The following is a 23,121-nucleotide window of genomic DNA, read 5'->3' as shown; positions in this document are numbered from 1 at the left end:
CCCGAGACGAGCAGGAGCCGAGATGCGCGCCGCGTCCATGTCCACCCCGGTAGCCCTCACCCCCTCGCCCAAGGACATGACGCTTCGTGCACCTGCTCAATCTCGGCATCCTCGCCCACGTCGACGCGGGTAAGACCAGCCTGACCGAACGACTGCTGCACACCGCCGGAGTCATCGACGCCCTCGGCAGCGTCGACGCCGGCAGCACCACCACCGACACCCTGGCGCTGGAGCGGCAGCGCGGGATCACCATCAAGTCCGCCGTCGTGTCGTTCCCGCTCGACGGCGTCACCGTCAACCTCATCGACACCCCCGGTCACCCGGACTTCATCGCCGAGGTGGAGCGGGTGCTCGGCGTGCTCGACGGCGCCGTCCTGGTCGTCTCCGCCGTGGAGGGCGTCCAGGCGCAGACCCGCGTGCTGATGCGCACCCTGCGCCGGCTGCGCATCCCCACCCTGGTCTTCGTCAACAAGATCGACCGGCGCGGCGCCCGGGACACGGCCGTGCTCCGCCAGCTGGCGCACCGGCTCGCCCTGCCGCTGGTCCCGATGGGCAAGGCCACCGCTCTCGGCACGCCCGCCGCCCGGTTCCGCCCCGGCCTCGGCCCGGCCGCGCTGGAAACACTGGCGGACCGGGACGACGCTCTGCTGGCCGCCTTTCTCGACGGCGGTGTCCCCGACCACCTGCTGCGCGGCGCCCTGGCCGCCCAGACCCGGGACGCGTCCGTCCACCCGGTGTACTTCGGCTCCGCCATCACCGGCGCCGGCGTGCCCGAGCTGATCGGCGGCTTCGAGCGGCTGCTGCCGGCCGCCGGCGGCGACCCGGACGGCCCCCTGTCGGGCACGGTCTTCAAGGTGGAGCGCGGGCCCGCCGGGGAGAAGGTGGCCTACGCCCGCCTCTTCTCCGGCACGCTGCGCGTCCGCGACCGGATCCTGTTCGGAGACGGCCGCCGGGGACCGGGCGAAGAGGGCCGGGTCACCGCGCTCGGCGTCTTCGACCGGGGCGCCGACAGCCGGGCCGGCAGCGCCGGGGCGGGCCGGATCGTCAGGCTGTGGGGCCTCGGCGGCATCCGGATCGGTGACGCGATCCGGGATGTGCCCGGCGGCGGGGGTGCCCCGCGCCCCGAGGAAGCCGGGTCGGGGCCGGCCGGACCCGGGGGAGTACCGGGACGGGCGTACGGGCACCACTTCGCGCCGCCCACCCTGGAGACGGTCGTCGTCCCCGGGCCCGGCACGGACCGGCGCTCCCTGCACCTCGCGCTCACCCAGCTCGCCGAACAGGACCCGCTCATCGGCGTCCGCCACGACGAACTGCGGGGCGAGACGTCCGTGTCGCTCTACGGCGAGGTGCAGAAGGAGGTCGTCCAGGCGACCCTCGCCGACGAGTACGGCCTCGACGTCACCTTCCGGGAGACGACGACCCTGTGCGTCGAACGGCCGGTCGGCACCGGGCACGCCGTGGAGTTCAACAAGAAGGACCAGAACCCCTTCCTGGCCACCGTCGGCCTGCGCGTCGACCCCGCTCCGCCGGGCGCGGGTGTGGACTTCCGGCTGGAGGTGGAGCTGGGTTCGATGCCGTACGCCTTCTTCAGGGCCGTCGAGGACACCGTCCGCGAGACGCTCGGCCAGGGGCTGCACGGCTGGCAGGTCACCGACTGCACGGTCACCATGACCCACTCCGGCTACTCGCCCCGGCAGAGCCACGCCCACCAGGGCTTCGACAAGAGCATGTCGAGCACCGGCCAGGACTTCCGGGGCCTGACCCCGCTGGTCCTGACCGACGCGCTGCGCCGGGCCGGCACCCTGGTGCACGAGCCGGTGCACCGCTTCCGGCTGGAGGCGCCGGCCGACACGCTCGGCACGCTGCTGCCGGTGCTGGCCCGGCTCGGCGCGGTGCCGGAGTCCACGGGCACCCACGCCGCGGCCTGTGTGCTGGAGGGCACGGTGCCGGCCGCCCGGGTGCACGCGCTGGAGCAGCGGCTGCCCGGGACGACCCGGGGAGAGGGCGAGCTGGAGACGGCGTTCGACCACTACGCGCCGGTGACCCGCGGCGCGGTCCCGGAACGGCCGCGCACCGACCACAACCCGCTCAACCGCAAGGAGTACCTGCTGAACGTGACCCGCCGCACGGGAGCGAACGGCTGAACCGACCGACGCCGCACGGTGTACGCACCGCCCGCCCACACCGGGCCGGTCGTGAGGCGGCCTCCGGAGCGAGTGGGGCGCCCCGGAGGCCACGGTCTCCGGAGTGAGCGGGGGCACCCCGGAGGTCACGGTCCGCCGGCCGTCAACCGCCGTCGGGACCCGTCCAGTCGGCCGGTACGTGCCCCAGCCGGACGCGCTGCGGGTGGTCGCCGACCGGGACCGACGCCACCTTCCGGCCGGTGGCGAAGTCGATCGCGGTCACCTGGTCGGCGCCGCTCTCGGAGACGACGCAGTCCTTGCCGTCCCCGCTGACCGTCGCCCAGTACGGCTTGGACGCCGGGACCAGCGGGCCCTCCTGGAGCGAGGTCCGGTCGACCACGGCCGCGTAGTCGTCCATGGTTCCCGCGACGCACAGCTTGGTGCCCCCGGGGTTCACGGACATCCCGTGGTGGCGCGAGTCGTTGACCCAGGTCGTGCGGTCCTCGCTGGTCGCCGGGTTCTTCGGCAGGGTCTTCAGGCGGGTGATCTTGTCGCTGGCGACGTCGTACTCCAGGAAGCCGTTGAAGAAGGACACCTGGAAGTACAGTTTGGACTCGTCGGGGGAGAACACGGCCGGGCGCACCGCGTCGGAGAAGTCCTTCAGACCGAAGGCGTCCAGCCGCTGCCGCATGTCGATGACCTTGACCTGCTTGTACGTCGTCGCGTCCACGACCGTGATGCGCCGGTCGCCCTTGGTCCAGTCCCAGCCCGGAGTGTCCAGGGCGGTGTTGACGTCCCCGATGGACATGTTCCAGAGGTACGCGCCGTCCTTGGTGAAGACGGTCTCGTGCGGCTTGTCGCCGGTCGCGAACGACCCCAGCTGCTTGCCGGTGGCGATGTCCAGCACGTGCACGGTGTTCGCCGTCGAGGCGGAGACCGCCACCCTCGTGCCGTCCGGGGAGACCGCCATGTGGTCGGCCCGGTAACCGGACACGGCGAAGCGCCAGTTGACCTTCCCGCTGGCCAGGTCGATGGAGACGACGTCCGCGAAACTCGGCCGGGACACCACCACCGCCCTGCCGTCCGGGGTGGAGTACATGTCGTCGGCGAACTGGTCGTGACCCTCGCCGACGCTGCTGCGGATCGCCTGGAAGTAGATCCACCTGATCGGGTCCGCGTTGATCTCCGCCATCCGCGCGTCCTTGTCGGGGACGACGTCGATCCGGCCGATCTTCGCATAGTCGCCGGAGGACCGGATGACATCGGCCGTGCCGTCCCAGTTGTTGCCGACGAACAGCACCTCGCGCAGGCCGTCGGGGGAGGCCGAGGCCGCGGAGGCGGCGGTCGCCGGGGCGGCGGCGGTCAGGACGAGGGCGGCGGCCACGGAGCACAGGTGCCTGGTTCTGGAGGCGGCCATGACGGCTCTCTTTCCTCGGGGGAATCTGAACACACGTGCTTTCACAGTGAACTTACTGAAAAGTAAGGAAGGGGCGGCCTTCTCGACAAGATGTGTGCACGACAAGATTGGGTGACCGGCGGGACGAACCGGCGGACGAGCCGGTGAGGTGACCGGTGGGGTGACCGGTGGGGTGACGGAGGGGGAAGCGTGGGGGGCAGGCTCAGAGCGCCGACGGGACGCTACGGCGGCCGGTCCGCCGAGGAACGGCAGGCCGAGCGGCGCCGCCGCTTCCTGGACGCGGCACTGGGCCTGTTCGGCGACACACCCGGATACCGGGGCACCACGGTGGCCGCGCTGAGCCAGGCCGCCGGTCTGTCCACGCGCCAGTTCTACGAGGAGTTCCGCACCCTGGAGGACGTCCTCGCCGCACTGCACCTCCAGGTCAACGGCTGGGCCGAACAGGCCGTCCTGGACGCGCTCGGCGACGCGGAGGGCCTGCCGCTGGCCGAGCGCGCCGCCGTCCTCTTCCGGGCCTACGCCCGCGGTGTCACCTCCGACCCGCGGCGCATCCGCATCGCCTTCGTGGAGATCGTCGGCGTCAGCCCCCGGCTGGAGGAGCAGCGCCTCGCCCGCCGGGCTCGCTGGGTCGACCTGATCCGCGCCGAAGCGGACGCGGCCGTGGCCCGCGGGGAGGCGGAGCCGCGCGACTACCGACTCGCGGCCACCGCCTTCATCGGCAGCGTGAACGGACTGCTGCACGACTGGACCACCGGCTGGGTGGACGCCTCACTGGACGACGTGGTGGACGAGCTGGTCCGGCTGCTGCTCGGCATGCTCCGGCCGGAGGGCTGGCGCCCCCGGGAGGCGTGACCCGAGGCCGCCACCGTCAGCCGTGGCGAGGCCGCGGAGCCGTGCCGCCCAGGCCGGCGGGGGTGCGGCCGGTTCGGCGCGCGCGATCGGGCCGGAACTGGTCTGCTGGTGCGGGGGACCGTCGTACCCGTACTCCGGAGAGACCCATGAGTACCTATCGAGTCGCGCAGGTGAGCGCCGCGGGCGGTCCGTTCGAGCTCGTCGAGCGCGAGGTGCCGCGGCCGGGGCCCGGTCAGGCGCGCATCGCCGTCGAGGCGTGCGGGATCTGCCACAGCGACGCCTTCTTCGTGACCGCCGGAATGCCGGGCATCACGTTCCCGGTGGTGCCCGGACACGAGATCGCCGGGCGGATCGCCGAGCTCGGCGAGGGCACCGGGGACGGGAGCCCGCAGGTCGGCGACCGGGTGGCGGTCGGCTGGTTCGGCGGCAGCTGCGGCCACTGCCGGTCCTGCCGCGAGGGCGACTTCATCGTCTGCCCGAATCTGAAGGTCCCCGGCTGGGCCTACGACGGCGGCTTCGCCGAGCAGGTGATCGCCCCCGTCGACGCCCTGGCCCGCATCCCCGACGGGCTCGCGGCGAGCGACGCCGGACCCATGGCCTGCGCGGGCGTCACCACGTACAACGGGCTGCGGCGCAGTTCCGCCCGGCCGGGGGATCTGGTCGCGGTGCTCGGCATCGGGGGCCTCGGCCATCTCGGGGTGCAGTACGCGGCGGCGATGGGCTTCGAGACAGTGGCGATCGCCCGCGGCGCCGAGAAGGCCGGCTTCGCCGAACAGCTGGGCGCCCACCACTACGTCGACAGCACTTCCGGGACCCCGGTCGCCGAAGCGCTGCGGTCCCTCGGCGGGGCCCGGGCGGTCCTGGCCACCGCGGGCGACGCCGAGGCCATCACGGCGACCGCGGGCGGTCTGGCGCCGCGCGGGGAACTGGTGGTCATCGGCGCGTCCCCCGAGCCGCTGGGCATCAGCCCGGTGCAGCTCCTGATGAACGCCAACGTGATCCGGGGCCACCCCTCGGGCACCGCGCGGGACGTGGAGGACACCATGGCGTTCAGCGCCCTGCACGGGATCCGCCCGATGACCGAGACGGTGCCGCTGGCCCAGGCCGGCGAGGCCTACGACAAGATGCTCTCCGGCGCCGCCCGCTTCCGCATGGTCCTGACCACCGACTGAGCCCGGGCGTCCGCACCAGCGGCCGGGCGTTCCGCCAGACCCCGCATCACGGCCGGGCCCAGGTGCCCGAGCGGGCCGGGGGGCCGCCGTAGCGGGGCGGTCCAGGCCGGTCCGCAGGCGGCCCGGACCCGCGACACCCTCCTTCCGGTGCCTGGTGTGCCCGGCCGGGTCCTACTCGTCCCAGACCTGGACGATGAGCTGATCGGCGATCTTGCCGTCCCGCAGGGTGACCATCGACTCGGCGAGCACCCGGGTGCCGTCCTCGTACTCGCAGGCCTCGCTGTAGGCGGCGTGGTCGCCCTGGACGACGCACTGCTCCAGCTTGTGCGTCATGTCGCGGCTGTAGATGTCGTCCAGCAACTCGGCGATCTGGCCCCGGCCCCGCAGGACCGTGGGGTGACTGGGCTGGTTGTTGCGGTCGACGATGCGGATCTGCGCGTCGTCCGCGTAGAGCGACAGCAGGTTGTTGCCGGTGTTCCCCTCGATGCCCCGGCGCAGTGTCTCGGTGTCGAAAGACCCCGTCGCGGTACCCATGGTGACCTCCTTCGCGTGCCCGCGGCCCGTCCGGGAGCGGGCCGCACGGGCCCCACCTCAGAGACTCCTCCGCCCCGGCGGCCTCGGCAAGCGCAGCCGGCCCCTCCGCCTCACGGGTGAGCGCGGCCCGCCACCCGTGTCCGGCCGGGGCCCCGGCCCGTTGCTGAGGGCATGATCTCAACACGACGTATCGCCGCCGCCGTCGGTCTGGCCGCCGGGATCGCCGGGCTCGCCGGACCGCAGGCGAACGCGGCGGACACCGGCGCACCGCTCGTCGGCAGGCTCGGCGCGCTGAGCACGCTGGACTCGCTCACCGCCGGCAACATCCCGGCACCGCAGCGGGACCGCGTCCCGCGGGTCAGCCAACAGCTGCAGGAGCTCAAACACCTGCGCGAGCTCAACCAGCTGAACCAGCTGGAGCAGGTCCTCGCTCCCGCGGCACCCGTGCTCGGACTGGCGTCCGGCATCCACTGACCGGGCTCTCCCGCCGGGCGGGCCGTCCCAGCCGGGACGGCCCGCCCGTCCGTGTGCCCCGGGGTGCAGCTCCCGTCCGTGCCCCTGGGGTTCGGCGCGGGCGGTCTCCGGGGCCCGGTTCCAGCCATCTGCCAAGTCCCTCACGGTGCGTCCGCCGACCGCGTCCGCGCACCGCGGCCGGCCGGCCGTCACCCGGAACTCCGGCCCTGTGCGGGCGGAGACCCCGGGCGCCCGCCGGGACTCGCGGGGTGACCACCATCGAACGGCCTCTTCCGGTCGGGTCTCCGTGCGGCGGAAGCGTGGCGGAAAGATCCACGATCACCCTCGTGGCCCGTCCCGCCACCGATCGGATCGCGCGTAGGGTCGGCGGCGAAGGCAACCGAAGGAAGGGACGGACCATGGCGCAGGAAGTACGCGGCGTGATCGCACCGGGGAAGGACGAACCCGTACGGGTCGAGACGATCGTGGTGCCGGACCCGGGACCCGGCGAGGCCGTCGTACGCGTCCAGGCCTGCGGGGTCTGTCACACCGATCTCCACTACAAGCAGGGCGGTATCTCGGACGACTTCCCCTTCCTGCTCGGCCACGAGGCCGCCGGTGTCGTGGAGTCGGTCGGCGACGGTGTCACCGACGTCGCTCCCGGCGACTTCGTCGTCCTCAACTGGCGCGCGGTGTGCGGCCAGTGCCGGGCCTGTCTGCGCGGCCGGCCCTGGTACTGCTTCGACACGCACAACGCGCGGCAGAAGATGACGCTCGCCGCCACCGGGCAGGAGCTCTCCCCGGCCCTGGGCATCGGCGCCTTCGCTGAGAAGACGCTGGTGGCGGCCGGCCAGTGCACCAAGGTCGACCCGGCCGTCTCCCCGGCGGTCGCCGGTCTGCTGGGCTGCGGGGTGATGGCCGGCATCGGTGCCGCGATCAACACCGGGGGTGTCGGCCGCGGTGACTCGGTCGCCGTCATCGGCTGCGGCGGCGTCGGCGGCGCCGCCATCGCCGGGTCCCGGCTGGCCGGCGCGGCCCGGATCATCGCCGTGGACATCGACGACCGCAAACTGGAGACGGCCCGCACGCTCGGCGCCACCCACACCGTCAACTCCCAGGGCACCGACCCGGTCACCGCGATCCGCGAGCTGACCGGCGGGTTCGGCGCCGACGTCGTCGTCGAGGCCGTCGGCCGCCCGGAGACGTACCGACAGGCCTTCTACGCCCGCGACCTCGCCGGCACCGTCGTCCTCGTCGGCGTCCCCACGCCCGAGATGAAGCTCGAACTGCCCCTGCTGGACGTCTTCGGCCGCGGCGGCGCCCTGAAGTCCTCCTGGTACGGCGACTGTCTGCCCAGCCGCGACTTCCCCATGCTGATCGACCTCCACCTGCAGGGCCGCCTGCCGCTGGACGCCTTCGTCACCGAGACCGTCCAACTGGACCAGGTGGAGCAGGCGTTCGAGCGGATGCACCACGGGGACGTGCTGCGCTCGGTGGTGGTGCTCTGATGACCGTACGCATCGAACGCCTCGTCACCTCCGGCCAGTTCACCCTCGACGGCGGCACCTGGGACGTCGAGAACAACGTGTGGATCGTCGGCGACGAGCGGGAGGTGATCGTCGTCGACGCCGCCCACGACGCCGACGCCATCGTCCGTGCCGTCGGCGACCGGCGCCTCGCCGCCATCGTGTGCACGCACGCCCACAACGACCACATCGACGCGGCACCGGAAGTCGCCGCGCGTACCGGCGCCACCATCTGGCTGCACCCCGAGGACCTGCCGCTGTGGCGGCAGACCCACCCCCACCGCGAACCCGACCGCCATCTCCTCGACGGCCAGGTGATCGAGGCCGCCGGCGCCGACCTGACCGTCCTGCACACCCCCGGGCACGCCCCGGGCGCCGTCTGCCTGTACGACCCCGGTCTCGGCACCGTCTTCACCGGCGACACCCTCTTCCAGGGCGGGCCCGGCGCCACCGGACGCTCCTTCTCCCACTTCCCGACCATCATCGACTCCATCCGCGACCGCCTGCTGACCCTGCCACCGGAGACCAGGGTCCTCACCGGCCACGGGGACGCCACCACCATCGGCGCCGAGGCACCCCATCTGGAGGAGTGGATCGCCCGCGGCCACTGAGCGGAAAAGCGGACAGGAGATGTCCGGCTTCCCGGTCACAGTGGAGCACGACAGCACGCACACCACAGGGGAGTCAGGACATGCCCGGACCGCTCGCAGACAAGGTCGCACTGGTCGCCGGGGCGACCCGGGGCGCCGGCCGCGGGATCGCCGTCGAACTCGGCGCGGCCGGCGCCACCGTCTACGTCACCGGCCGCAGCACCCGTGCCCGCCGCTCCGAGTACGACCGCCCCGAGACCATCGAGGACACCGCCGACCTCGTCACCGCGGCCGGCGGCCGGGGCATCGCCGTACCGGCGGACCACCTGGACCGGGCCGCCGTACGGGACCTGGTGGACCGCATCGCCGACGAACAGGGCCGCCTCGACGTCCTCGTCAACGACATCTGGGGCGGCGAGAAGCTCTTCGAGTGGGACACCCCCCTCTGGGAGCACGACCTGGACCGCGGGCTGCGGCTCCTGCGCCTCGCGGTGGAGACGCACGCCATCACCAGCCACTACGCCCTGCCGCTCCTGCTCCGCCGGCCCGGCGGCCTGGTCGTGGAGGTCACCGACGGCACCGCCGAGTACAACCGCGACACCTATCGCGTGAACTTCTTCTACGACCTCGCCAAGGCGTCCGTCCTGCGCATGGCCTTCGCCCTCGGCCACGAACTCGGCCCGCGCGGGGCGACGGCCGTGGCCCTGACCCCCGGCTGGATGCGCTCGGAGATCATGCTGGAGGCGTACGGGGTCCGCGAGGACGACTGGCGGGACGCCCTGCGGCGGGAACCGCACTTCGCCATCTCCGAGACCCCGCGCTTCACCGGCCGCGCCGTCGCCGCCCTGGCCGCCGACCCCGACGTGGCCCGGTTCAACGGGCAGTCGCTCTCCAGCGGCGGCCTCGCGCGGGAGTACGGCTTCACCGACCTCGACGGCAGCCGGCCGGACGCCTGGCGGTACCTGGTCGAGGTGCAGGACGCGGGCAGACCGGCGGACGTCACCGGCTACCGGTGACGCCGTCTCCGGACGCGGGGCCGTCGACGGCGTCGGCTCCGGCAACGGCCTCCAGGACCGAGGCGGCCGTGCGGCGCTCCTCCCGGCCCGTCAGACCGAGGCCGCCGCCGGCACCTTCGGCGCCGTTGCCGCCATGTCGTCCGAGGCCGCCGCCAGCACCTTCAGCACCCGGTCGGTGTCGGCCTCGGTGGTGCGCCAGTTGCTGAACGCCGCCCGCAGCCCGGGCACCCCGCCGTACACCGTCGGCGTCAGGTACGCCTCCCCGGACGCGGCGACCGCCCCGGCCAGCGCGTCCACCCGCTCCTGCGAGGGGTCCGCGGCGAGCGTGAAGCAGACCACGTTGAACCGGACCGGAGCCAGCAGCCGCAGCCCCGGCAGCGCGTCGACACCCTCGCCGAGCCGGCGGGCCAGGGCGACGTTGCGCTCCACGATCTCCCGGTGCCCGTCCCGCCCGTACGCCGCCAGCGAGAACCAGGCCGGCAGGGCGCGCAGCCGCCGCGAGTTCTCCGGGGTCAGGTGCAGGAAGTCCGGCTCCCCGACGGGCAGGCCGAGATACGGCGAGGCGTTGTGGAACACCGCCACCTGGAGGTCGCGGCGCCGGGTGAACTGGATGGCCGCGTCATAGGGGACGTTCAGCCACTTGTGCAGGTCCACGCAGACCGAGTCGGCCGCGTCGAGACCGTCGACCAGCGCGGCGTACCCGGGCGACAGCGCGGCGAAGCCGCCGAACGCGGCGTCCACGTGCAGCCAGAAGTCGTACCGTTCCTTCAGCGCGGCGATCGCCCGCAGGTCGTCGAAGTCGACGGTGTTCACGGTGCCCGCGTTCGCCACGACGATCACCGGCCGGCCCTCCGCCCCGGCGAGCGCCGTCTCCAGCGCGGCGACGTCCACGGCCTCGCGGTTCCCGGGCAGCAGCGGCACGCGGCGCAGCCGGTTCCGGCCGATGCCCAGCATGGACATCGCCTTCGTGATGCTGGAGTGCGGGCTGCCGGAGAGCACGTCGACCGGGCCCAGCGCGGCGGCACCCGCCCGGGAGACGTCCACGCCCAGCCGCTCGCCGACCCACTCCCGGCCGATCGCCAGACCGACCGTGTTCGACATGGTCGCGCCCGTCACGAACGCCCCGCTGTGCGCCTCGCTCAGCCCGAACAGCTCCCGCAGCCAGGCCACCGTCTCCCGCTCAAGCTCCTGCGCCCAGGAGCCGCCCGCACCGGACAGGTTCTGGTCGAATGCGGACGTCAGCCAGTCACCGGCGACGGACGCGGGCGTCGCGCCACCGGTGACGAAGCCGAGGTAGCGCGGGCCGGCGGAGCCGGAGAAGCCCGGCGCCCATCGCTCGGTGAACCGCGCGAGGGCGCCGTCGCCGCCGACGCCGTCGGCCGGGAGCGGGGCCCGCCCGGGCATCGGACCGGACGCGGCGACCGGCCGCTCGGCCAGCCCCGCCACCTCCCAGGCGGCGACGTCACGGGCGGACTGGAGCAGTTCGGGGAGCCGGGAGAGATCGTCGGCGAGGGTACGGTGCATGCGCCGCAGCGTAGACCGGAGCTGCCACCCACACCTGGTCCACTTCACGGCAACTGGACCAGGGACACTGGACCGGTGGACACTGGATTCGTCGCCGCGCTCGGCGACTGGCGCACCCGCTCCGGCCCCCTCGCCCGCACCCTGGCGGCCGCGGTACGCGACGCCGTGGTCGACGGCCGGATCCCGGCCGGCACCCGGCTGCCCTCCGAACGGGAACTGGCCCGCACCCTGCACCTCAGCCGCGGGACCGTGGTCGCCGCACTCGACGTGCTCCGCGCCGACGGCTGGCTGCACACCCGGCACGGCAGCGGCAGCGCCGTACGCCTGCCCGCCCGCCTCACCGAGCGCACCACCCCCTGGTCCCTGGACCGGGGCGGCGCCCCCGACGCCGACCTGGACCTCACCCTCGCGGTGACCGCCGCGCCCCACGAGGCCTACCGCGCCGCCGTCGCCCGGGCCGCCGAGCGCAGCGCCCCCCTGCTCGTGGACTCGGGTGTCGCCACGGCCGGCCTGCCCCGGCTGCGCGAGCTGCTGGCGGACCGCTACACCCGGGCCGGCCTCGCCACCCGCCCCGAGCAGATCCTGGTCACCGCGGGCGCGCAGGCCGCCCTCACCCTGCTCCTGGACCACCTGCACACCGACCGCAGGGCACCGGTGGTGGTGGAGAACCCCGCCTACCCCGGCGCCCTCGCCGTCCTGCGCGCCCGCCGGGCCCGTCTGCTGCCGGTCGCCGTCTCCCCCCGGGTCGGCTGGGACACCGACCACCTCGCCGCCGCCGTACGCCGGCACCGCCCCCGGCTCGCCTACCTGGTCCCCGACTTCCACAACCCGACCGGCGCGCACATGGACGCACCGGCCCGCCGGGCCCTGGCCGCCCTCGCCGACCGGCACGACCTGACCCTGATCGCCGACGAGACCATGCGCGACCTGGACCTGCGCACCCCGCCCGGCGGCGAGCCGCACCTCGCCGGGGCGCGGGTGATCCAGATCGGCTCCGCCAGCAAGACCCTGTGGACCGGCCTGCGGGTCGGCTGGATCCGGGCCACCGCGGACCTCGTACGGCGGCTGTGCCGCAACCCGCTCCAGGCCCAGCTCGCGCCGCCGCCCCTGGAACAGCTCATCGCCGCCGAACTGCTCGGCGAGCCCCTCCCCGCCCTGCTCGACGACCGCCGTGCCCGGCTGCGCGCCCAGCGAGACCACCTCACCGGGCTGCTCGCCGGCACCGGATGGACCTGCACCGTCCCGTCCGGCGGGCTGACCCTGTGGCTGCGCCTGGGCGACGACGGCCCGAGCGCCACCGACCTCGCGGCGCGGGCCGCCGCCCGGGGTCTCGCGGTCACCCCCGGCCCGCACTTCGCCGCCGACCGGGCCACCCTGACCCACCACCTCCGGCTGCCGTTCACGGCGACCCCCGAGACGCTGACCCGCGCCGTCGGCCTGCTGCGGGAGTGCGCCGTGCGGTGACGAAGTTCACCGTTTCGTCACAGCCTGACCGGAACGACAACCATCGTCCCGCCGAGGGGGTCTAGTAGTCGCAAGCCGCGGGAATCGCGCAGGGGAGCGCCCGGGGGAGGCCCTGGGGAAAAAGGGGAGAAGGGGTGGAACTCACCATGGGGGACATACGCCGACGAGGTGTCATCGCGCTGGGCGTCACGGGACTGGTGGCGCCGCTCGCGCTCGCCTTCACCGCGGCGCCGGCCCAGGCCGCGAGCTGCACCACGCGGACCGGGCCGTACCAGAAGCAGGTGGAGAAGTTCCTGGGCCGGCCGGTGGACGGCAAGCAGTCCGCCGCCGACTGCACGGCCATCCGGGCATTCCAGAACAAGCACGGCATCACTCCCGCCATCGGCTACGCCGGGCCGGTCACCTGGGGTGTGATGGACCTCATGAACAGGCAGAAGGCCGTCGGGAACAAGCCGAACAAGGACGGCAAGTGCCCGGTGAACAAGGGCCGGATCGCCTGCGTGAACCTCACGCTCCAGCTCAGCTGGATCCAGGACGGCGGCAAGCTGGTCTACGGTCCGGTGCCGGTGCGCACCGGCCGCGACGGCTACGAGACCCGTACCGGCCTGAAGAAGATCTACTGGCGGGACATCGACCACGTCTCGACCATCTACGACGTGCCGATGCCCTACTCCCAGTTCTTCGACGGCGGTCAGGCGTTCCACTCGGTGGGTCTGAGCATGTGGAACCCGCCGGGCTCGCACGGCTGCGTGAACATGACCACCAAGGACGCCAAGAAGTACTGGTCGCTGCTGAAGACGGGCGACGACGTCTTCGTCTACGGGCGCAAGCCGGGCACCTGAACCCCGCCCGGCCCGGCCGGCCGGGCCTCGGGAGGGCCATCGGAGGGGTCACCGGGAGGGCGCTGCCGACCAGCGAACTCCCGGTTCGAGTCGACATATTGACGTGATGAGCAACACGGTCCGTAATGTCCGAATCGTTCGTACTTACTCACAGCGCCTTCACCTCCGGCGGCATATGCTTCACAGCATGTCCACCACTGTTGCAGCCGCCTCCGAGCGATCGGCCGCGGAGGTCAACGAGGAGATCCGGGCCCTGTGGCGCCGGTCGGGCGGGACACTGACCACCGAGCAGCGCGCGGAGTACCAGCGCCTCGTGATGGAGTGGGCCGCCGCGACCCCGCAGCCGCACCGGGCGGCCTGACCGACCCGCGCGAGACCGCAGAGAACCACTCGGGGCACCCGTGACCGCACGGGTGCCCTTCTCGTCGTCGCCCCCGGGCTGCTCAGCCCCAGGTCGCCGAGTAGTACCGCTGATACGCCTTCCGGTCCTGTTCGGCACGGATGTAGCGGGTCGCCACCAGCGCGATCAGACTGCCCGCGACAACCAGCAGCCCCGGCCCGACGTTCCGGGTGTCCGTCAGCCGCGCCAGCAACGTGTCGTCCTCCCCGCCGCCCGTGACCGGCGCCGTGAAACCCGGCGAAGCGGCGCTGGGCGCCATCCCGCCCTGCGGGGCGGTGGCCGACGGCGCCGGCGAGGCCGGGACGCCGCCCGCGTCCTGACCCGACACGATCAGCCGGACCCCGAGCGTCGACAGCGCCTTGGTCACCGGCTGGAAGAACGTCGTCCCGCCCGTCGTGCAGTCGCCGTTGCCGCCCGAGGTGACGCCGAGCGCGACCCCCTCGGAGAACAGCGGGCCCCCGCTGTCGCCCGGTTCGGCACACACGGTCGTCTCGACGAGCCCGGTGACCGTGCCCTCCGGGTAGTTGACGGTCGCGTTCAGCGCGGTGACCTGGCCGTCGCGCAGACCGCTGGTGCTGCCGCTGCGGAACACCCGCTGCCCCACCGCCGGATCGGCGGCCCCGGTGATCCGCACCCCCTTGCCGCCACCGACCGCGACCACGTCGGCGCCCGCACCGGCCTTGCCGCCGGCGTACTGCACGAGCGAGAAGTCACTGCCGGGGAACGCACTGTTCACGGTCGAGCCCAGCTGCCGGTCCCCCCGGGTGTCGGAGAACCAGACGGAACCGGCGGGCCCGCAGTGACCGGCGGTCAGGATGAAGTCGGACCGCCCGTCGGTGACGTTGAACCCCGCCGAACAGCGGCCACCCGTCGACAGCATCGGCAGGGCCCCGTTCAGCCGCGTCGTGAAGGCGCCCTTCGTACGCTCCATGTGCACGAACCCGCCGATCCGCGCGGCGACCCCGGTCAGCCGGGACCAGTCGCCGGACGACACCGTGCGGTCGGCCCGCACCACGACCCGGTTGGTCCGGTAGTCCACCGCCCACGCCGTTCCCGGCACCCGCGGCGCCGAACCCAGCGTGGCGGTGGCCGACCTGAGCTCGTCCATGCTGTGCCGCACGACCTTCGCCGTGGCACCGGTCCGCCGCACCGCCCGTGCCGCCGCCTCGTCCGTCACCGCCACGACCGGCTTCCCGTCGGCGCCGATCCAGCTGCCCGCCGTCCGGGCCGGGCCGAGCCGCGCCACCACGGCGGCACCCGGGCCCCCGGCGCCGCCGGCGGCGAGCGGTCCGGCGGAGGCCCGCGGAGTCTCGTCCGCCATGGCCGCCTGGGCGACCATCGTGCCGCCCAGGAGGAGTCCGCCGACCGCCGCCAGCCGTGTCACTCGCCGGACGACCCGTCGTCGTGCGTGCCGCATGCGTGGCTCCCGAAGCCGAACCGAAACGCGCTGCCGGCCACCGGCACCGCGCGGCCCCCGAACCGTCGAGGGCCCGCCCCTCCATACGGCGCCCGGGACGGCGGCGTTCACCGCGGCGGCGGTCAGCTCTTGCGGGCCACCCCGCCGAACATCGCGACCTCCTCCGGCTCGGCCCCGTGGTCGTGCTCCGGCCGCCAGCGCGAGCACGAGACCACACCCGGCTCCAGCAGCTCCAGCCCGTCGAAGAAGCGGGCCACGTCCTCGGGCGTGCGCTGCGTGAGCTTCGGAGTGCCGTGCTCGTTCCAGAACTTCACCGCCTCGTCCACGTCCGGCATCGACGGGCTGGTGACCGTGTGCGACAGCACCAGGTGGCTGCCCGCCGGCAGCCGGTCCGTCAACCGCCGTACCAGACCGTACGGGTCCTCGTCGTCGCCGATGAAGATGACCACGCCGAGCAGCATCAGCGCCACCGGCTCACTGAAGTCCAGCGTCTTCGCCGCGTGTTCGAGGATCGCGTCGACGTTGCGCAGGTCCTCGTCCAGGTAGTCCGTACGGCCCTCCGGCGTGCTGGTCAGCAGGGCACGCGCGTGCGCGAGGACGAGCGGGTCGTTGTCGACGTACACGATCCGGGACTCCGGCGCGAACCGCTGCGCCACCTCGTGCGTGTTGTCGGCGGTGGGCAGCCCGGTGCCGATGTCCAGGAACTGCCGGATCCCCACCTCCTCGACCAGGTGGCGCACGGCACGGCCCAGGAAGAGGCGGTCGGCGCGCGCGTACTCCCCGATGCCCGGGTGCAGTTGCCGGATCTGGTCCCCGGCCGCGCGGTCGACCTCGTAGTTGTCCTTGCCGCCCAGCCAGTAGTTCCAGATCCGGGCGGTGTGCGGCTGGCCGGTGTTGATACGGGCGCGCAGCGACACGGCCACGTCGTTGGTGGCTGCCGGGTTGTCGGTCACGTGGGTCAGCTCCTGAATACCTGATATGTGCCGGACGGAGGGATGCACCGTGCGGGGCGAACACAGACGCACCGTGCGGGACGAACAGAGATGCACCGTGCGCGACGGAAGCCGGGACGCACCGTGCACGACGCAATCTAGACGCCCGCGTCGATCTCCGTCGCCCGGCCCCGGTCATCCGAGGCCGCGGCCGGCCGGACCCGGCCGCACGCGCCGCCCCCGCACCGACTCCCCAGCGCCGTACGCCCGCGGAAACACCGTCAGCTCCCGGTCCGCGCCCCGGCGCCCCCGTACACCCGCCCGGCCCACGACCCGTTCCGGCTCACCCCGCGGCCCCCTATCTTGAGCCCCATGACCAGCATCCCGCACGGCACACCCGGCCCACCGGATCCGCTGCGCGCGCTCGACCTGCCGCGGCTGCGACGTCGTACGAGCATGAAATGGCGCACCTACCCCGCGGACGTGCTGCCCCTGTGGGTGGCCGAGATGGACGTCCCCCTCGCCGAACCCGTCGTCCACGCCGTCACGGAGGCGCTCGCCCTCGGCGACACCGGCTACCCCGCCGGCACCGCCTACGCCGAGGCGCTCGCCGGTTTCGCCGCCGCGCGCTGGAACTGGCACGGGATCGCCCCGGAGCGGACCGCGATCGTTCCGGACGTGATGCTCGGCGTGGTCGAGATGCTCAAACTGGTCACCGGCCCCGGCGACCCGGTGATCGTCAACCCGCCGGTGTACCCGCCGTTCTTCCCGTTCCTGGCGCACGCGGACCGACGCGTGGTCGAAGTGCCGCTCGGCGCCGGACTGCGCCTCGACCCCGGCGCCCTGGAGGAGGCGTTCCGGGAGGCGACCGCGCGCGGCGGCCGGGCCGCCCACCTGCTGTGCAGCCCGCACAACCCCACCGGCACCGTGCACACCGCCGCCGAACTCGCGACCGTCGCGGACCTCGCCGAACGGTATGGCGTCCGGGTCGTCGCCGACGAGATCCACGCCCCGCTCGTCACCCCCGGCGTGCCCTTCGTGCCCTACCTGAGCGTGCCCGGCGCCGAGCGCGGCCTGTCCCTGATGTCGGCCTCCAAGGGCTGGAACCTGGCGGGCCTCAAGGCCGCGCTGGCCCTGGCCGGGCCCGCTGCCGCCGCCGACCTGGCCCGGCTGCCCGAGGAGGTGAGCCACGGCCCCAGCCACCTCGGCGTCATCGCGCACACCGCCGCCCTGCGGGAGGCGACCGGCTGGCTCGACGCCCTGCTGACCGGCCTGGAGCGCAACCGGCGCCTGCTCGCCCGCCTGCTCGCCGAGCGACTGCCCGGCGTCCGCCCGCACCCCGCCGAGGCCACCTACCTCGCCTGGCTGGACTGCCGCGACCTCGGCCTCGGTGACGACCCGGCCCGCGTCTTCCTCGACCGCGGCCGGGTCGCCCTCAGCTCCGGGCCGCTCTTCGGCACCGGCGGCGCGGGTCACGCCCGCCTGAACCTGGCGACGTCGCCCGAGATCCTCACCGAGGCGGTACGGCGGATGGCGGCCGCCGTCACCTGACCGCACGGACACCGGGCACCGCCCGCCCGCACGGAGGCCGGACGCGAGCGGGCGCGCCCGCCCGTGCCGGGCCGGACTTCGGCGCCACCGGCGAGCGGCCCGGATCCTAGACTGCCCACATGGACGACACGCGGCTGAACCGGCTCGGCTCCGGCAAGTACCTGCTGGTGACCAGTTACCGCAAGAACGGCACCCCCGTCGCCACCCCGGTCTGGGTGGTCCGCGACGGCGGCACCCTCGGCGTGTGGACGGCCGCCGACAGCTGGAAGGTCAAGCGGATCCGGCGCCGTCCCGACGTCCTCGTCGGCCCCTGCGACGTGCGCGGCAACCCCACGGGCGACCAGCTGCCGGCCACCGCCGAGATCACCGACGCGGACACCACCGCCCGCTACCGCGGCCTGATCGCCCGCAAGTACGGCATCGTCGGCCGCCTCACCCTCCTGGGCAGCAGGCTCCGGCGCGGCCTGGACGGCACGGTCGGCATCCGGGTGACCCTCGGCCGCTGAGGGCCACCCGTAACCGGTGTCCTACGACGCGTTCCGCACCGACCCGGTCAGCTCCAGGCCACCGGCCTTCGGCTCCCCGGTCTCCAGGTCGATCTGCCGGAACCGCACCGACTCCGTCCCCTCCCGGACCCGGTCCTCGACCGTGGGCACGGTGAAGTCGACGCTGGTACGGCCCGCGGGGATGTCCGCCCACAGGTAGAGCCCGCCCACCTTCGACAGCGCACGCTCGGGATCGGGCTTCTCCCCGGTCGTCTCCCGCAGCCAGCGCGCCGGGACGTCCTTCGTCGACAGCTCCGGCGCGGTCGCCCGCGCGATGCCGAACAGCGCACTCATGTCCACGTCCACCGCCTCCGACAGCGACACCCGCCACTTCAGCGACTGCCCCTCGGTCACCTCGCCGGCGACGGGGGTGACGGTCATCTTCGGCGCCGGGTCGTCGTCGTGGACGGTGACGCCGCCCCGGTAGGAGCCGACGACCGCGCCGCGGACCGCCTTGACCAGGACGTCGTACGACACATCGGTGCCGTAGCGCGTGTTGCCCTTCACCTCGACCGGTACGTCGATGTCCTGACCGCCCGGACGCACCGTGACCAGTCGGTCCCTGGCCTTGCCGGTGACCGGGTCCAGGACGTACACCCGGACCTGACCGCTGCCGCCCTGGCCGGTGACCCGCACCGGCACCCGGTAGGTGCGCACGCCCGAGTCACCCTCGTCCACCGTCGTCCGGCCGACGTCCACACGCGGCAGGGCGTCCGTCCGCACCGCCGGCGTCCCGGACCGCCAGCCCCACGCGTCCATCAGCCAGGCCCGCCCCGAGGCCGAACGCGGCGTCAGCTCCAGGGACGCCACCGACCCCAGGGCCAGCCCGGCGCGGGTGGCCGCCGTCAGCGGCACCCGGACCTCCTGCGCCCAGTAGGAGGCCGTCCGCGCACTGCCGGGCAGCCCGTCCACCCGTACCCGGCCGAGCTTCGCCTTCCGGCCGGAGGAGTCCGTGAGGGACACGTCCAGCTGCGTGCCCCGCGAGTTCGGCGGCACGATCACCCGCAGCGCCAGCGCCGTGGACCCGGACAGCGACACCGGCTGCCGGGTGCTCACCCGCGCCGGCGCACCGGCGCGCGTCCAGTGCAGCGCGATCGCGTGCCGGCCGGCCTCCCGGTCGGTCTCCCACTGCGCGAAGTGCGGCGACGCCCCCTTCGCCCCCGTGCCCAGGCACGCCGTGGCCGGTCGCGGGTCCACCGCGGCGCACAGCCTGCCGCCGGTCACCGTCACCCCGCCGTCCGGCAGGAAACCGCCGCCCCGGCGGGCACCCACCGCGTGGCTCAGCACCCGCGCCGGGTCCGCCGACGGCGCCCGCCGGCCGGAGCCGTCGAGCAGCGGCCGCACCCGGTCGTCACCGGCGAGGAACAGCCGCGCCGCCGCCGCGATGTAGGTCGAACCGGCCCGGTGCTGCTGGTCGGCGGTCAGCCGGGTCGCGGCCCGCTTGGCGCACACCGGGTCGTGGTGCTCCGGGTCGTCGGAGAAGTCGTCGTCGGCCGGCGCGGCCGCCTGGCCCGGCGTCCACTCCGAGTTGAAGAAGTTGTGGTTGGCGCCGATCACGTACACCGCGCTGTGCAGCGCGCTGCCGTTGCCGACCCCGCGGGTCCCGTCGACGTACACCTGGCCCTGGAGGTCGGAGACGTCACCGTCACAGCCCGGCAGGATGCTCACCGACGGCACGTCCGGCACCGGGTTCTGACCGAAGACGGTGGGACCGATGAGGACCGTGCCGCGGACCCGCCAGCGCACCGGCCCCCGGTAGCCGTCCTGGTCGGCGGGCGGCGGAGTGATGCTGTCCAGCGCGGCCCGGTTGACCCCCTCACCGCCGCGCGAGTGCCCGACGAGCAGCACCCGGGACAGATCGGCCCGCGGCGCCTCGCGGACCGCCTTCGGCGCCTTCTCCGGGTGCTCGGCCCAATCGGCCCACCGGGCCAGGTGCTGCCGCACCAGCGAGGACCGCGCCTGCGCGCCGCCGTCCTCCGCCGCGAAGTCCTGCCCGTTGATGCCGTTGGCCGAGACGGACACGGTCAGGTAGCCCTGCGAGGCCAGCAGCTTCTGGTCCCGCAGATAACCGCGGTGACTGGGCACCGGCTTGGTGCCGGCCGGGCACGGCCAGGCGCCGGAGATGTCGTCGCGCCCCTTGTAGCAGGTGTAGTGACGGCCGTGCAGGAACAGGGCGACGGGCCGCTTGCCGGACGCGCCGACCGGCGCGACCACCACCGCGCGCATCTCCACCGGCGCCGAGAAGCCCGGCAGCCGCACCGACTTCAGCCCGTACTCACCCGTCTTGGTGCGGTACGCGCCCGGCTTGCCCGGGTCCACGCCGTTCGCCGGCAGCGCGGCCGGCAACCGGGCCGCCGACACGGCGCCGCCGCCGCTCTCCCGCGCGTCCAACCGACGTCCGCCGGACCAGACTTCCAGCCCGCGCAGGTCCGCCGCCCGCCGTCCGTCGAGCGGCAACCGGAAGCCGCGCCCGTCCGCGTCCGGCCGCGGCACGCCCAACAGCCGTCCCGCGGCGTGGAATTCGACGCGGGCGTCGCCCATCGGCACCGCCCGGCCCGACCGCCACACCAGCTGCGGAGCCGGGCCCCCGCCGGTCAGCCGCCATCCCGGTGGCAGCGGCAGGTCGTCACCGGCCGCCCACCCCCCTTGCCCTCCGAGCGGTTGGGAGTGGGCGACCGCCACCCCCGGGGATGTTCCCGCCACCGCGAGCAACGCGGCTGCGGCCGCCCATATGTGCCGGGCACGGACCACAGTTCCTCCTCGGACCCCGAGATCGGACGTCCCGGCCTCTCCGGGCGCCCCTCGCTCCCGGAGGATGGAAAGCGGAGGCTGTGGGTTGCCTGTGCGGAGGAGGTGGTGGATCACACCCGGGGGTGAGGAGGAGGAAGGACCGCGCCCGGGACGCTCCGACCCGAAGGGGCGGGAAGCCGCGTACTCGCGGCGGTCGTTGACCGGTGCGGGTGCGGGTGCGGGTGCGGGTGCGGGTGCGGGTGCGGGTGCGGGTGCGGCCGGGGCCGGGGGAGGGCTGCGGCCGTCAGGTCCAGGCGCGGTACGGCTCGTCGACCAGCTGGAAGACCGGCTCCCCGCGCACCGGGTCCTTGGCGGTGGACAGCCGGACCCGGTCGCCGCTGTGGATCCCGACCGGCGGGCCCATGACCCGGCCCCGGACGACGAAGCCCTCGGCCATCTCGATCAGGGAGACGTTGCGCGCGGCCGGAGTGTTGCGGTGCACCACCGTGGAGTGGCGGACCGTGCCCACGCCCTCGCTGCGCTCCGTGCGCAGCTCGCTGCCCTGGCACACCGGACACAGCAGGCGGTGGTACATCGCCGTGCCGCACCAGGTGCAGCGCTGGAAGAGGATGGCGTCCTTGGAGTCCGCGGCGGCAGGGTCCAGGACACCCGCCGCGGAACCGGCCGCCGAATGCGAGGCGCTTGCTGAGTGGTGGTACACGCTGTCAACTCCCTGCGCTCGGCCGGAATTCCGCGTGCCCGGCGCTGGCCGCGCACGCATGAGCACGGTTGCCGTGCCACCGTGCACGGCGACAGGATATGGCACTGAGTGTCACTCGTAAAGGCACTCCGTACCCCAGATTTGTACACTGCCGGACCGCCGTCTCTCCTGGCCGGCCGTGGGCGGGAGGGGTGCCGGGGTCAGCCGCGGTCGAGCGCCGTCTCCAGTTCCTGCACCATCCGCCACAGCGGGGCGTCCCGGCGGGACACCAGCACCACCACGTCCTGCGGACACTCCGCCTCCACGGCGGCGCCGGCCGGACCGGCCCAGGCGGGCGCCGCAGGGGTGTCGCGGGGCCGGGACGCCGCCGGGGTGTCCGACGGCCGGGCGAACGTCCGCTGCACGTATTCCAGCGCGCGGTCCACCGCCGTACCCGCGTCGCCCTCGCCTGCCGAGCGCAGCCAGGAACGCAGGGCGTTGTTGTGCGCGGCGACGACCGCGGCCGCGATCACGTCGGCGCGCAGCGTCCCGTCGGGCCGCCCCGCGAACCGCGCGCGCAGGTACTCGGCGAGCGCGCGCTCGTAGCGCCACACCACCGACAGCTCGTACGCCCGCAGGCCCGGCACCTGCCGGGTGAGGCGGTACCGCTGCACGGAGAAGGTCGGGTTCTCCGCGTACATGCGGAGCACCAGCCGGGCCGCGTCGCACACCCGCCGCACCGGCTCGTGCTCCGGGCCGCCGGCCGCCAGGAAGGCGGTCATGTCGGTCAGGCAGCGCTCGTGGTCCGGGAAGACCACGTCCTCCTTCGAGGGGAAGTAACGGAAGAAGGAACGCCGGCCGACACCGGCCAGGGCCACGATGTCGTCCACGGTGGTCTGTTCGTACCCGCGTTCCAGGAAGAGCTGGAAGGCCGCCGCCACCAGGGCGTCCCGGATCGGCGGCTTCGCGGTCGGCACCGCGCTGCTGGAGCTCATGGACGGGAACGTAGCATCCGGGACCGGATGAGTGACACTCAGTGCAGCGTGAGCCCGCTTTCGGGGGAACTGAGTGCTACCGGGGCCACTGGGTCGCACCATCGTCCGCCCGCGTCACCGCGGCCGAGGCGGCCGGCGGCCGGCCGCTAGCGCCGGCCTGTGGCGGAAGGAGCGGACGGGCTGTGGCGGAAGGAGCGGACGGGCTGTGGCGGAAGGAGCGGACGGCTTGTGGCGGAAGAAGCGGACGGCTTGTGGCGGAAGGAGTGGACCGGCCTGTGGCGGAAGGAGTGGGCCGGGGGTGGCCGGAGACGCCCGTACCCTGCGACGTAACCTTTCTC

Annotated in this window: 20 protein-coding genes; 12 read left to right on the top strand and 8 right to left on the bottom strand. The window is 73.9% G+C overall.

The genetic code is table 11. The annotated features are described in order from the left end of the window. The first annotated feature begins 86 nt into the window (after positions 1-86). Positions 87-2,144, top strand: a complete 2,058-nt coding sequence (locus ABZ576_RS09205; protein WP_360737857.1) for a translation factor GTPase family protein — start codon at positions 87-89, stop codon at positions 2,142-2,144. A 142-nt stretch (positions 2,145-2,286) separates the two neighbouring features. Here ABZ576_RS09205 and ABZ576_RS09200 read toward each other — a convergent pair whose 3' ends face one another. After that, positions 2,287-3,540 (bottom strand): YncE family protein, encoded by a 1,254-nt coding sequence (locus ABZ576_RS09200; protein WP_360737855.1) that lies wholly within the window; start codon positions 3,538-3,540, stop codon positions 2,287-2,289. 189 nt (positions 3,541-3,729) lie between these two features. On the opposite strand from ABZ576_RS09200, the gene ABZ576_RS09195 reads away from it, so the two are divergent. Together ABZ576_RS09195 and ABZ576_RS09190 are read left to right on the top strand one after the other, a co-directional pair. Beyond that, a complete protein-coding gene (locus ABZ576_RS09195; RefSeq protein ID WP_360737853.1) occupies positions 3,730-4,392 on the top strand; it encodes a TetR/AcrR family transcriptional regulator in 663 nt (220 codons plus the stop codon). Positions 4,393-4,538: 146 nt separating this feature from the next. Beyond that, positions 4,539-5,564, top strand: a complete 1,026-nt coding sequence (locus tag ABZ576_RS09190) for an alcohol dehydrogenase (RefSeq protein ID WP_360737851.1) — start codon at positions 4,539-4,541, stop codon at positions 5,562-5,564. Positions 5,565-5,735: 171 nt separating this feature from the next. Here the strand turns inward: ABZ576_RS09190 and ABZ576_RS09185 are convergent, their stop codons facing one another. Then, positions 5,736-6,098 carry a nuclear transport factor 2 family protein gene (locus ABZ576_RS09185; protein ID WP_360737849.1) on the bottom strand — a complete coding sequence of 121 codons (363 nt, stop codon included), beginning with the start codon at positions 6,096-6,098 and terminating at the stop codon, positions 5,736-5,738. 171 nt (positions 6,099-6,269) lie between these two features. On the opposite strand from ABZ576_RS09185, the gene ABZ576_RS09180 reads away from it, so the two are divergent. The 4 genes from ABZ576_RS09180 (at position 6,270) to ABZ576_RS09165 (ending at position 9,683) form a co-directional block, all read left to right on the top strand. Then, the gene (locus ABZ576_RS09180; RefSeq protein ID WP_360737847.1) at positions 6,270-6,572 is read left to right on the top strand and encodes a hypothetical protein; all 303 of its coding nucleotides are present in this window, start codon (positions 6,270-6,272) and stop codon (positions 6,570-6,572) included. Positions 6,573-6,970: 398 nt separating this feature from the next. Then, complete coding sequence (locus tag ABZ576_RS09175) at positions 6,971-8,059, top strand: S-(hydroxymethyl)mycothiol dehydrogenase (RefSeq protein WP_360737844.1); 1,089 nt, start codon at positions 6,971-6,973, stop codon at positions 8,057-8,059. Next, positions 8,059-8,688, top strand: coding sequence for an MBL fold metallo-hydrolase (locus ABZ576_RS09170; protein WP_360737842.1), 630 nt, complete (start codon positions 8,059-8,061; stop codon positions 8,686-8,688). Before ABZ576_RS09175 ends, ABZ576_RS09170 begins: the two co-directional genes overlap by 1 nt. A gap of 80 nt (positions 8,689-8,768) precedes the next feature. After that, positions 8,769-9,683: an SDR family oxidoreductase gene (locus ABZ576_RS09165; RefSeq protein WP_360737840.1), complete on the top strand. Its 915-nt coding sequence runs from the start codon at positions 8,769-8,771 to the stop codon at positions 9,681-9,683. 90 nt (positions 9,684-9,773) lie between these two features. On the opposite strand, the gene ABZ576_RS09160 is transcribed toward ABZ576_RS09165, so the two are convergent. Further along, positions 9,774-11,207: an aminotransferase class I/II-fold pyridoxal phosphate-dependent enzyme gene (locus ABZ576_RS09160; RefSeq protein ID WP_360737838.1), complete on the bottom strand. Its 1,434-nt coding sequence runs from the start codon at positions 11,205-11,207 to the stop codon at positions 9,774-9,776. A 75-nt stretch (positions 11,208-11,282) separates the two neighbouring features. On the opposite strand from ABZ576_RS09160, the gene ABZ576_RS09155 reads away from it, so the two are divergent. From ABZ576_RS09155 to ABZ576_RS09145, 3 genes are all read left to right on the top strand, one after another. Beyond that, positions 11,283-12,671, top strand: coding sequence for a PLP-dependent aminotransferase family protein (locus ABZ576_RS09155; RefSeq protein ID WP_360737835.1), 1,389 nt, complete (start codon positions 11,283-11,285; stop codon positions 12,669-12,671). A gap of 146 nt (positions 12,672-12,817) precedes the next feature. After that, positions 12,818-13,513 carry a L,D-transpeptidase gene (locus tag ABZ576_RS09150; RefSeq protein ID WP_360737833.1) on the top strand — a complete coding sequence of 232 codons (696 nt, stop codon included), beginning with the start codon at positions 12,818-12,820 and terminating at the stop codon, positions 13,511-13,513. Between the two features lie 175 nt (positions 13,514-13,688). Next, a complete protein-coding gene (locus ABZ576_RS09145) occupies positions 13,689-13,874 on the top strand; it encodes a hypothetical protein (RefSeq protein ID WP_360737831.1) in 186 nt (61 codons plus the stop codon). Between the two features lie 82 nt (positions 13,875-13,956). Here the strand turns inward: ABZ576_RS09145 and ABZ576_RS09140 are convergent, their stop codons facing one another. Continuing rightward, on the bottom strand, positions 13,957-15,330 hold the full coding sequence (locus tag ABZ576_RS09140; protein ID WP_360737829.1) for a S1 family peptidase: 1,374 nt from the start codon (positions 15,328-15,330) through the stop codon (positions 13,957-13,959). A 122-nt stretch (positions 15,331-15,452) separates the two neighbouring features. Continuing rightward, entirely contained in the window at positions 15,453-16,283 is an 831-nt protein-coding gene (locus ABZ576_RS09135; RefSeq protein WP_360737827.1) for an SAM-dependent methyltransferase, read from the bottom strand. A gap of 351 nt (positions 16,284-16,634) precedes the next feature. Between ABZ576_RS09135 and ABZ576_RS09130 the strand changes: the two genes are divergently transcribed. Together ABZ576_RS09130 and ABZ576_RS09125 are read left to right on the top strand one after the other, a co-directional pair. Continuing rightward, positions 16,635-17,813 (top strand): aminotransferase class I/II-fold pyridoxal phosphate-dependent enzyme, encoded by a 1,179-nt coding sequence (locus ABZ576_RS09130; RefSeq protein ID WP_360737826.1) that lies wholly within the window; start codon positions 16,635-16,637, stop codon positions 17,811-17,813. A 119-nt stretch (positions 17,814-17,932) separates the two neighbouring features. Continuing rightward, complete coding sequence (locus ABZ576_RS09125) at positions 17,933-18,319, top strand: PPOX class F420-dependent oxidoreductase (protein WP_360737824.1); 387 nt, start codon at positions 17,933-17,935, stop codon at positions 18,317-18,319. A gap of 21 nt (positions 18,320-18,340) precedes the next feature. On the opposite strand, the gene ABZ576_RS09120 is transcribed toward ABZ576_RS09125, so the two are convergent. From ABZ576_RS09120 to ABZ576_RS09110, 3 genes are all read right to left on the bottom strand, one after another. Continuing rightward, positions 18,341-21,109 carry a hypothetical protein gene (locus ABZ576_RS09120; protein ID WP_360737822.1) on the bottom strand — a complete coding sequence of 923 codons (2,769 nt, stop codon included), beginning with the start codon at positions 21,107-21,109 and terminating at the stop codon, positions 18,341-18,343. Positions 21,110-21,392: 283 nt separating this feature from the next. Then, complete coding sequence (locus ABZ576_RS09115) at positions 21,393-21,809, bottom strand: zinc ribbon domain-containing protein (protein ID WP_360737820.1); 417 nt, start codon at positions 21,807-21,809, stop codon at positions 21,393-21,395. 200 nt (positions 21,810-22,009) lie between these two features. After that, positions 22,010-22,783, bottom strand: coding sequence for a TetR family transcriptional regulator (locus ABZ576_RS09110; RefSeq protein WP_360737818.1), 774 nt, complete (start codon positions 22,781-22,783; stop codon positions 22,010-22,012). Positions 22,784-23,121: the final 338 nt, after the last annotated feature.

Source organism: Streptomyces sp. NPDC013455 (assembly GCF_040632975.1).
Lineage (GTDB): Bacteria > Actinomycetota > Actinomycetes > Streptomycetales > Streptomycetaceae > Streptomyces.
The sequence above is the reverse complement of the archived record's forward strand: the minus strand, read 5'-3'. Positions and strand labels throughout refer to the sequence as shown.

What these genes read in the sequence shown, in the direction of transcription:
- ABZ576_RS09200 (WP_360737855.1), bottom strand. Translation starts at nt 3,540, where the DNA reads ATGGCCGCCTCCAGAACCAGGCACCTGTGCTCCGTGGCCGCCGCCCTC.
- ABZ576_RS09190 (WP_360737851.1), top strand. Translation starts at nt 4,539, where the DNA reads ATGAGTACCTATCGAGTCGCGCAGGTGAGCGCCGCGGGCGGTCCGTTC.
- ABZ576_RS09185 (WP_360737849.1), bottom strand. Translation starts at nt 6,098, where the DNA reads ATGGGTACCGCGACGGGGTCTTTCGACACCGAGACACTGCGCCGGGGC.
- ABZ576_RS09180 (WP_360737847.1), top strand. Translation starts at nt 6,270, where the DNA reads ATGATCTCAACACGACGTATCGCCGCCGCCGTCGGTCTGGCCGCCGGG.
- ABZ576_RS09175 (WP_360737844.1), top strand. Translation starts at nt 6,971, where the DNA reads ATGGCGCAGGAAGTACGCGGCGTGATCGCACCGGGGAAGGACGAACCC.
- ABZ576_RS09170 (WP_360737842.1), top strand. Translation starts at nt 8,059, where the DNA reads ATGACCGTACGCATCGAACGCCTCGTCACCTCCGGCCAGTTCACCCTC.
- ABZ576_RS09165 (WP_360737840.1), top strand. Translation starts at nt 8,769, where the DNA reads ATGCCCGGACCGCTCGCAGACAAGGTCGCACTGGTCGCCGGGGCGACC.
- ABZ576_RS09160 (WP_360737838.1), bottom strand. Translation starts at nt 11,207, where the DNA reads ATGCACCGTACCCTCGCCGACGATCTCTCCCGGCTCCCCGAACTGCTC.
- ABZ576_RS09150 (WP_360737833.1), top strand. Translation starts at nt 12,818, where the DNA reads ATGGGGGACATACGCCGACGAGGTGTCATCGCGCTGGGCGTCACGGGA.
- ABZ576_RS09145 (WP_360737831.1), top strand. Translation starts at nt 13,689, where the DNA reads ATGCTTCACAGCATGTCCACCACTGTTGCAGCCGCCTCCGAGCGATCG.
- ABZ576_RS09140 (WP_360737829.1), bottom strand. Translation starts at nt 15,330, where the DNA reads ATGCGGCACGCACGACGACGGGTCGTCCGGCGAGTGACACGGCTGGCG.
- ABZ576_RS09130 (WP_360737826.1), top strand. Translation starts at nt 16,635, where the DNA reads ATGACCAGCATCCCGCACGGCACACCCGGCCCACCGGATCCGCTGCGC.
- ABZ576_RS09125 (WP_360737824.1), top strand. Translation starts at nt 17,933, where the DNA reads ATGGACGACACGCGGCTGAACCGGCTCGGCTCCGGCAAGTACCTGCTG.
- ABZ576_RS09110 (WP_360737818.1), bottom strand. Translation starts at nt 22,783, where the DNA reads ATGAGCTCCAGCAGCGCGGTGCCGACCGCGAAGCCGCCGATCCGGGAC.